Genomic DNA, 8,961 nt, shown 5'->3' with positions numbered 1-8,961 from the left:
GCCGCTCGCTGTCGCCTTCGCGGGCACGGAACGGACGGTCGCCTGCGGGTCGGTGGGCGCGCTCGCCGACATCGGGACGGGCGCGGAACGGCGGCCTGCCACCCTCACTCCTGCCACCTTCGGGCCGGGGCCCGCGCGGCCGCTCGCTGTCACCGTCGCGGCTGCGGAACGGACGATCGCCTGCGGGTCGGTGAGCGCGCTCACCTGCCTCGGGACGGGCGCGGAACGGGGGGCGCTCGCCGCTCGGCCGAGCAGGGCGGTCGTCGTCGCGACGTGGCGGACGGCTATCGCTGCTGGTGAAATCACGCCGGGGCGCGGATTCGTCCCGCTCGGGACGACGGCGCGGACGGTCATCGCCGCTGGGGGCGCGATTGCCGAAGGCGCCGCGCACTTTCACCCGGCGGGGCTCCGCCGCCGGCGCTTCCTCGCGCGGTGCGCTGACCAGACGTTCGACCATGACCTTGCGGCCCTCGCCGGATTCGATCGCGCTCATGCGCTCGCGCGGACGTTCGCCCGAGGCCGTGCGGGCAGCACGGGGATCCGCGCCTCGGCGGGGGATCTTCTTGCTGCCGGCATCCTCGTCCGCATTGGCCCGCCAGATGCTCGTCTTGTTCTCGAGACGGGACGGGAACTTGCGCGGGGCCTCCTCCTCGTCGCGGCCGCGACGGGGACGATCGTCGTCCTGGCGCGGCCGGGCAGGGCGATCCTCGCTGCGATCCCGGAATGGCCGGGCCGCACGGTCGTCGCCGCGTTCGCGCGCCGGACGGGCCGGGCGGTCCTCGTTGCGCTCGCGCGACGGACGGGCCGGGCGGTCGTCGCTGCGTTCGCGAGCCGGACGGGCCGGGCGCTCGGCGTGCTCGTGGTTTTCGTCCTTGGACGGGCTGCCGAAGGGCGCAATGAGGTCGCGAACCGGGCTTTCGAAATCGACACCGGCCTCAATCGCCAACGCTTCGCCGAGCTGGTCGCGCAGGATCTTGGTCTTGACCTCCTCGGCCATTCCCTCCTCGAGTTCGCCGAGCTGGAAGGGACCGAAGGACAGGCGGATCAGGCGGTTCACCTGGAGGCCGAGATGCTCGAGGATGCGCTTGACCTCTCGGTTCTTGCCCTCGCGCAGGCCGAGCGAGATCCAGGCATTGTCGCCCTGGACGCGATCGAGCCGGGCCTCGATGGGGCCGTATTCCATGCCGTCGATGGTGATGCCGTCGCGCAGCTTGTCGAGTTCGGCCTGGTTGACCTCGCCGTGGGCGCGCACCTTGTAGCGGCGCAGCCACCCGGTATTGGGATGGGCAATCACGCGCGCCAGCCCGCCGTCATTGGTGAGCAGCAGCAGGCCTTCCGTGTTGATGTCGAGCCGGCCGATCGCCACCACGCGCGGCAGATCCTCGGGCAGGTTGTCGAACACCGTCGCGCGGCCTTCGGGATCGCGGGCGGTCGTCACGAGACCGCGCGGCTTGTGGTAGAGCCACAGGCGGGTGCGCTCCTTCACCGGAAGCGGCTCGCCATCCACGGTGATCAGGTCGGCGGGCGTCACATTGATGGCGGGCGACTCGAGCACCTTGCCGTTGAGGGTGACGCGGCCTTCGGCGATCATCGCCTCCACGTCCCGGCGCGAAGCGATGCCCGCGCGGGCGATCACCTTGGCGATCCGGTCCTCGACCGGCTCCATCGCCTGGGCTGCGAGTTGCACCTCGCGGGCGGAGCGGGGAGCCTCGGCGGCGCGCGGCGCGGCGCGGGGCGTGCGGCTCGCGGAATCACGGCCGCGTGCCGGCCGGTCGCTCTCCTCGCGGCGGGGGCGGAACGGCGCATCGCCGGTCTCCGGGCGCGGCCGCATGGGACGGCTGGTGCCCTCGGACCGGGGCTTGAAATCGCCGCGCGGCTTGAAGGCGCGGTCGCCCTCGGGACGCTTCGGGCGGAACGGCTTGTCGCCGGTCTCGCCGCGGGGCCGCGCGAAGCGCTCGCCGCCTTCGCGGGGCGCCCACGGCTTGGCGTCGGCCTCGGGGCTGTTGAAGGGATTGTCACCGGAATCCCGAGCGGTCTCGGGGCGGTGGCTCGTCGGGCGGGCGCGGAACGGCTTGTCGCCGGTCTCACGCCGCGGGCGCTCGCTGTCGGAGCCTGCTGCCCGGAACGGGCGGGCGCTGCCCTCGCGGGGTTTGCGGTACGGTTTGTCGCCGGGTGATCCGGGTTGGCCAGGGCGTCCTCGCGGACGGCCTTTCTTGCCATCGTCATTGCTGTCGGTCATGCCAGCCTGATAGCAGAGGAGCGCAGGAGAAGCGAGTACGATGGACAGCTCCGAGAGCCCCGCCGACGATCCGATGAGCGTGGCCTTTCTTGAGGCACGCGCGGCCTTCGCTCGCGGGGAGGTGCCGGTCGGCGCGGCCATCGTCAAGGACGGTCGCGTGATCGCTGCGGCGGGCAACCGCCCGCGCGAAATGCGCGACCCCTCCGCCCATGCCGAGATGCTGGCGATCCGCTTCGCCTGCGAGGCCCTGGCCGACGAGCGCCTCACCGGGTGCGATCTCTACGTGACGCTGGAGCCCTGCACCATGTGCGCGGCGGCGATCTCGTTTGCGCGGATCCGGCGGGTCTATTTTGCCGCCGCCGATCCAAAGGGCGGGGCGGTCGAGAACGGCGTGCGGTTTTTCGCCCAACCGACCTGCCATCACGCCCCCGAGGTTTATGGCGGCATCCGCCAGAGCGAAGCCGCCGACCTGTTGCGGGAGTTCTTTGCGCAGAGGCGCTAAGTCGACAGGAACGCGGTCAGCGCCGCCAATGTTGCGTCTGGTGCTTCCTCGGCAACGAAATGACCGGATGCAATGCCCTGGCCGGTGGCTGCGGGTGCGAAGCTGTCGCGCCACACAGCGAGGGGGGGTGTCGTCTCACCGCTGGTGCCGCGCACCAGGTAGAAGTCGCTCGAGAGCAGCAGCGTCGGGCAGGCAATCGTGCGGCCCGCCGCGCGATCCGCCTCGTCGGCCTCGATGTCACGGCTCGCACCGGCCCGATAATCCTCGCAGAAGGCGTGAATCCGCGACGGCTCGTTGAAACCCTGTCGATAGGCCGCCATGGCGCGCGGGTCGAAGGCGCTGAGATCGCCGGTCCCCGACCAGGCTTTCATCAGGCCCTCGAAATAGGCGATGGGATCGCGTCCGATCTCGTCTTTTGGCGCCGGTTCGGGGCGGGACAGAAAAGCCCAGTGGGCGGCCGGCACCTTGCCGGCTTTCATCTGCGCCCAGACATAGGAGGTCGGCAGAATGTCGAGCAGCGCCAGGCGCTCGACGCGGCCGGGATGGTCAAGCGCGAGACGGTAGCCGACGCGCGCGCCCCGGTCGTGGCCGACCACCGCAAAGCGAACGGCACCGAGGGCTTCCATGACGCTCACCACATCGCGGCCCATGGCGCCTTTGGAATAGGTCTCGTGGTCCGCGTTGCCCTTGGGGGCGGTGGACCAGCCATACCCGCGCAGATCCATCAGCACCACGCGGTGGGTTTCGGCCAGGGCGGGAGCGATGCGGTGCCACATCACATGGGTCTGCGGAAAACCGTGCAGCAGCACCAGCGGCGGTCCCTCGCCCTTGGAGCGTGCGAAAATCCGGCCCGCTTCGGCGTCGATCCAGTGGGAGTCAAAGCCCGGGAAAAGGTCGTCGCTCATGGTGTGCTCCAGAATGGCGGCGTCGTCGGACAAGACGGTTTGCCCGTCAGGTGCGTTCCCGCTGGATGGCCCGCCAGCCGATATCGCCGCGGCAGAACCCTTCGGGCCAGTCGATGCGGCCGACGGCCTCGTAGGCACGATGCTGGGCCTCGGTGATCGTCCGGCCCATTGCCGTGATATTGAGCACGCGGCCGCCATTGGCCAGCAACCGATCGCCATCCTGCCGGGTGCCGGCATGAAAGACGAGCACATCGGGCAGCGCTTCCGCGTCAGCCACCCCATGAATGGCTGTGTCCTTCTCGACCGTGCCGGGATATCCGCGCGCTGCCATCACGACCGTCAGCGCCGCGCGGTCCGTGAAACGGAGCGATACGGTGTCGAGCGCGCCGTCGACGGCCGCGAGAAGTGCCGTCAAAAGGTCCGAAGACAGGCGCGGCAGCAAGACCTGCGTTTCCGGATCGCCGAAGCGGGCATTGTATTCGATCAGCTGGGGGCCGGACTCGGTCAGCATCAGCCCGGCATAGAGAATTCCCGTATAGGGCGTGCCGCGCTGGCGCATGCCGGCGAGCGTCGGCTCGATGATCTCGCGCATCACGCGCGCCTGCAACTCGGGCGTCAGCACGGCCGCCGGCGAATAGGCGCCCATGCCGCCGGTATTGGGACCCTCGTCGCCGTCGCCCACCCGCTTGTGATCTTGCGCGGTGCCGAACGGCAAAGCCGTCGTGCCGTCGCAGAGGGCGAAGAAACTCGCCTCCTCGCCCTCGAGAAAAGCCTCGACCACCACTTCCGCGCCAGCCTCGCCGAAGCCGCCGCCGAACATCATGTCGACGGCCTCCTGGGCTTCTTCGATGGTGCTGGCGACAACGACGCCCTTGCCGGCCGCCAGGCCATCCGCTTTCACCACGATGGGCGCGCCGTGGTTCGCAATGTAGGCTTTCGCCGCCTGCGCGTCAGTAAACCGCCGATAGGCAGCGGTCGGGATGTTGAACTCGGCGCAGAGATCCTTGGTGAAGGCCTTTGATCCTTCGAGCTGCGCTGCCGCCTTGCTCGGACCGAAGGCCTTGATCCCGGCCTGTTTGAGATCGTCCACAAGTCCCGCCACCAGCGGGCCCTCGGGACCGATGACCACGAAAGCGATTCCCATCGTCCGGCAGAACGCGATGACAGCCTGCGCGTCCGCAATGTCGAGCACCACATTGGTGCCATGCTGCTCGGTGCCGGGATTGCCGGGTGCGACGAACAGGCGGTCGCAGAGCGGGCTCGCCGACAGGCTCCAGGCAAGCGCGTGTTCGCGGCCACCGGCACCGATGAGAAGAATGTCCATGCGAGATCCCCTGCGCGTTCGAGAGGACGCATTAGATCGTCTGAAGGCTTCGCGCAAACGCTTCGCGCGGCAGCCTTCGGCGCGTGGTGCTAGATGACGAAGAAATCGTGCCAGGTCAGCTTCAGGTTCTTCGGCAGGAACGCGATCGGGACCGCCGCGTGCCGGCCGTTGCCATCATCGTCGAGATACAGGACGCCGGTCTTCTTGTCGTAGAGGATGTGGTCGAGCTTGGAGTCCACCTTCATCGTCGGCGAGAACATCTTCTTGTCGAGGGCTGCGGGCTTCGCGGGGGTGCCTTTTCGGCCCAGGGCCTTGAACACGGCATTGTCGAGATAGATGCTGTCGTCCCGCACGTTGAAATCGCCAATGGTGTCGAGGTTGGTGCGCAGGTTCGGTTTGGTGTCGAAGACGAAGATGTCCTTGCCTTTTCCGCCGACCAGATAGTCCTGGCCTGCGCCGCCCGAGAGTGTGTCGTTGTTCAAGCCACCGATGAGCTGATCGTTTCCGGCCTCGCCGAAGAGGAGGTTGCTGCCGGTTCCCCCGTCGAGTTGATCCTTCCCCATGCCGCCATGGAGCACATCATTGCCGTCGCTGCCGGCCAGGGTGTCGTCGCCGGCATCGCCGAACAGCAGGTCACTGCCAATGCCGCCGTCGAGCCTGTCATGGCCGTCGCCGCCCCAGAGGCTGTCATTGTCGGCGCCCCCCGTGAGGGTGTCGCTGTCAGCCTCACCGCGGAGGGCATCCGCGCCGGTTCCTCCGTCGATGATGTCATTGCCGGAGCCACCCACAAGATTGTCCGCATCGGCTCCTCCGAGGAGGGTGTCGTTGCCCGCATCCCCCTGCATGGCATCGGCGCCGGAGCTTCCGTCGAGAAAATCGTTTTCACCGCCGCCCGACAGGGTGTCGGACTGCGCGCCGCCATAGAGCGTGTCGTTGCCATCGTCGCCGACCAGAACGTCGGTCCCGTTTCCGCCATCGAGGCGGTCGTTGCCGATGCCGCCCGCGAGGTTGTCGGCGTCGTCGCCACCGCTGAGGGAATCGTTCCCGTCCTCGCCGCGTAGCATGTCCGCACCGGCATTGCCGTTCAGGACGTTGTCCAGCGCATTTCCGGTGATGATGTCCGCGAGGCTCGAGCCCGTCACATTCTCGATCCCGGTCACCGTGTCGCTGCCGTAGCCTGTCGCCTGGGCGGTCGTGATCGAGAGATCGAGGGTGGCGCCCACGAGGCCTGAAAAGACCAGCGTGTCGAAACCCGCGCCGCCCGTGATGGTGTCGCCATCGCTGATGGTCGCCTTGGTGATGAAGTCATTGCCGTCGCCGCCGTCGATCAGGTTATGGCCGGCTCCCGCATCGAGGCGATCGGCGCTGCCGCCGCCCATGAGGGTGTCGTTGCCCAGCCCGCCGTCGATGGTCTCGGCGCCAGCGCCGCCATAAGCCTCGTCATTGCCGGATCCCAGATGAATCGTGCCGCCGATCGTGCCGCTTTCGCCGTGGTAGATGTCGTCGAGGTTGCCGAGGCTCAGATAGCCTGTGATCGATCCCTTGTTGGTGATGTGGCTCACCCCGCCCACATTCGTGATGCTGCCGATGATCTTGCTGGTATTGTCGAGGGTGAGGATATCGGAAGCGCTGTTTCCGGCCGCTGCGATGGCAGAGCCCCCGGTGCCGCTGATCGTTCCGGCGTTGGAAACGGTGTTCTTGCCGGTGAGGTCGAGACCGATGGTGCCGCTGACCGAACCGGTGGCACTGACCGTGAGCGTGCTGTCGCCGATCAGCACGATGCCCTTTCCCCGCAGGCCACCGCCTGTGACTGTTCCGTCGATCGTGAGACTGTTGCCGGTTCCTGACGCATTGATCCCGTTTGCGTCCGAACCATCAGCCAGGATCGTGACGTTGGCGTGCACCAGAACCGTGTCACCAGTCACCAACGCGACAGCATGCTCAGCCGTGAGATGCTTGGCGATCGAATTCGTGAGATCATAAGCCGTCATGACGCTGTCCCGCTCCTGTGCGATGACACCTCACTAACGTCATAACGTAACGTACACAACACCCGATCTGCGCTTTTGCCTCATCCGCCGCCTTTGCAGATCGTCGCAGGTGCGGATAGTTTCGCCGCATGATCGCTGACTCGCCTCCCTCCAACGCGTCTGAATGGTCGGTTTCCGATCTCGCCGGCGCGCTCAAACGCACCCTTGAGGATTCGTTCGGCCATGTGCGGGTCCGTGGCGAAATCTCAGGCTTCAGGGGACAGCATTCCTCCGGCCATGCCTATTTCAGCCTCAAGGACCAGAACGCGCGCCTCGATGCGGTGATCTGGAAGGGCACCTATGGGCGCCTGCGGATCAAGCCGGAGGAGGGGCTCGAGGTCATCGCCACCGGGCGGATCACGACGTTCCCGGGCAAATCGACCTACCAGATCGTCGTCGATTCGCTCGAGCCCGCCGGCATCGGCGCGCTGATGGCGCTGCTGGAAGAGCGCCGCCGCAAGCTCACCGCCGAGGGTCTGTTCGAGACCGCCCGCAAGCGGCCGCTGCCCTATCTGCCGCGCGTGATCGGGGTGGTGACCTCGCCCACCGGAGCGGTCATCCGCGATATTCTGCATCGGCTCGAGGATCGCTTTCCGGTCCATGTGCTGGTCTGGCCAGTGCGCGTGCAGGGCGAGACGAGTGCGGCCGAGGTCACGGCCGCCATTCGCGGCTTCAACGCCCTCTCGGCGGACGGGGCCATCCCGCGCCCCGATGTGCTCATCGTCGCCCGCGGCGGCGGCTCGATCGAGGACCTGTGGGGATTCAACGAGGAAATCGTCGTCCGCGCGGCTGCCGAGAGCGCGATTCCGCTGGTCGCCGCCGTCGGGCACGAAACTGACTGGACGCTGATCGACCACGCGGCCGACCGCCGCGCGCCGACTCCCACGGGGGCGGCCGAGATGGTGGTGCCCGTGCGGGTCGACCTGTTGGCCGGCGTCAACGATCTGGCGCGACGCCACGCGGAATCCGTGCTGCGCATGCTCGATCGCCGGAAAACCGATCTGCGGTCCGTCGCCCGTGGCCTGCCGGGTCCCGATGCGCTGTTTGCCGCCAAGCGGCAGAAGCTCGATCTGGCAGCGACCAAACTCGCGCCGGCGCTCGCTCGGAATGCGCGCGATCACGAGATCCGGTTGCGCGACGTGTCCGGGCGGCTTGCGGCGTTCTCGCCGGCGGCCCGGCTTGCCGGCCTGCGCGCGAGGCTCGATGGAATCGGCACGCGGCCGCAGGATGCGGTGGGACGGTTGATCGACCATCGGACAGGGCGGCTTGCCGAACTCGCCACGCGCCTTGCCGCCGGACGGGCTGTCGTGGTGCGGGCTGAGATCGGCCGCATTGCCCAGCAGCGCGAGACCGTTCTGCGCCTGACCGAGCGGCTGGTCCCCGCGCTGTCGGGCCAATTGGCGCGCAAGCGGACGCGCTATGGGTCATCGGCGCAACTCTTTGACAGCCTCAACTACAAATCCGTGCTCGCACGGGGCTTTGCCATCGTCCGCGACGCCGACGGACGCATGCTGCGTCAGGCCTCCGCCGTCACGGACGGGCAGGCGCTGGTTCTGGAATTCGTCGACGGGACGGCCGAGGCGACCGGGGGGCGGGGCACAAAGCCAAAAGGCGGGGCCAAGACCCGCACCCCGCCTGCCGCACAGGGCGCCCTGTTCTGACAGGGGATTAAAACTTGAGGCGGCCGCTTCCATATGAAAGGAAGTGGGATGTTTGAAACAGCAGCGATGCCGAGACCATGAACAAGATCGAACGCAGCAGTGGCGAGGCGCTGATCCAATATCTCGACGCGGATCTGCGCATCCTCAAGCCGGGGACGTTCGTGCGCTGCGCCGTGACGGGCGAGGCCATTGCGCTCGACGATCTGAAATACTGGAGCGTGGCTTTGCAGGAAGCCTACGCAACGCCCGAGGCGGTCATGGCCCGCGTCACGGGGCAAGCCCCCGTCAAAACCTGACGGC

The 8,961-nt window shown here is 67.8% G+C and carries 7 protein-coding genes; 3 read left to right on the top strand and 4 right to left on the bottom strand.

All coding sequences use genetic code 11. The features are described 5' to 3' along the window. On the bottom strand, window positions 1–1,831 hold a 1,831-nt coding region (locus J4G32_RS20005; protein ID WP_210497333.1), incomplete at its 3' end, for a pseudouridine synthase. Between the two features lie 448 nt (window positions 1,832–2,279). Between J4G32_RS20005 and J4G32_RS20000 the strand changes: the two genes are divergently transcribed. Beyond that, window positions 2,280–2,741 (top strand): nucleoside deaminase, encoded by a 462-nt coding sequence (locus J4G32_RS20000; RefSeq protein ID WP_246505344.1) that lies wholly within the window; start codon window positions 2,280–2,282, stop codon window positions 2,739–2,741. On the opposite strand, the gene J4G32_RS19995 is transcribed toward J4G32_RS20000, so the two are convergent. The 3 genes from J4G32_RS19995 to J4G32_RS19985 form a co-directional block, all read right to left on the bottom strand. After that, entirely contained in the window at window positions 2,738–3,646 is a 909-nt protein-coding gene (locus J4G32_RS19995) for an alpha/beta fold hydrolase (protein WP_210497318.1), read from the bottom strand. The two genes, J4G32_RS20000 and J4G32_RS19995, sit on opposite strands and share 4 nt — an antisense overlap. A 46-nt stretch (window positions 3,647–3,692) precedes the next feature. Then, window positions 3,693–4,970, bottom strand: a complete 1,278-nt coding sequence (gene purD / locus J4G32_RS19990) for a phosphoribosylamine--glycine ligase (protein WP_210497317.1) — start codon at window positions 4,968–4,970, stop codon at window positions 3,693–3,695. 89 nt (window positions 4,971–5,059) lie between these two features. Beyond that, on the bottom strand, window positions 5,060–6,961 hold the full coding sequence (locus J4G32_RS19985) for a calcium-binding protein (RefSeq protein WP_210497316.1): 1,902 nt from the start codon (window positions 6,959–6,961) through the stop codon (window positions 5,060–5,062). A 128-nt stretch (window positions 6,962–7,089) separates the two neighbouring features. Here J4G32_RS19985 and xseA point away from each other — a divergent pair, with 128 nt between their 5' ends. Both xseA and J4G32_RS19975 read left to right on the top strand, forming a co-directional pair. Continuing rightward, the gene (gene xseA / locus J4G32_RS19980) at window positions 7,090–8,661 is read left to right on the top strand and encodes an exodeoxyribonuclease VII large subunit (protein WP_210497315.1); all 1,572 of its coding nucleotides are present in this window, start codon (window positions 7,090–7,092) and stop codon (window positions 8,659–8,661) included. A gap of 77 nt (window positions 8,662–8,738) precedes the next feature. After that, the gene (locus J4G32_RS19975; RefSeq protein ID WP_210497314.1) at window positions 8,739–8,957 is read left to right on the top strand and encodes a DUF2093 domain-containing protein; all 219 of its coding nucleotides are present in this window, start codon (window positions 8,739–8,741) and stop codon (window positions 8,955–8,957) included. The last annotated feature ends 4 nt before the right edge of the window (window positions 8,958–8,961 follow it).

The sequence above is a fragment of the Microvirga antarctica genome, from assembly GCF_017921815.1.
Taxonomy (GTDB): Bacteria; Pseudomonadota; Alphaproteobacteria; order Rhizobiales; family Beijerinckiaceae; genus Microvirga; species Microvirga antarctica.
Note: the sequence above shows the minus strand (reverse complement) of the source record. Positions and strands in the feature narration are given on the sequence as shown.

Coding starts and splice junctions, on each gene's coding strand:
- J4G32_RS19985 (WP_210497316.1), bottom strand. CDS start 6,961: ATGACGGCTTATGATCTCACGAATTCGATCGCCAAGCATCTCACGGCT.
- J4G32_RS19995 (WP_210497318.1), bottom strand. CDS start 3,646: ATGAGCGACGACCTTTTCCCGGGCTTTGACTCCCACTGGATCGACGCC.
- J4G32_RS19975 (WP_210497314.1), top strand. CDS start 8,739: ATGAACAAGATCGAACGCAGCAGTGGCGAGGCGCTGATCCAATATCTC.
- xseA (WP_210497315.1), top strand. CDS start 7,090: ATGATCGCTGACTCGCCTCCCTCCAACGCGTCTGAATGGTCGGTTTCC.
- J4G32_RS20000 (WP_246505344.1), top strand. CDS start 2,280: ATGGACAGCTCCGAGAGCCCCGCCGACGATCCGATGAGCGTGGCCTTT.
- purD (WP_210497317.1), bottom strand. CDS start 4,970: ATGGACATTCTTCTCATCGGTGCCGGTGGCCGCGAACACGCGCTTGCC.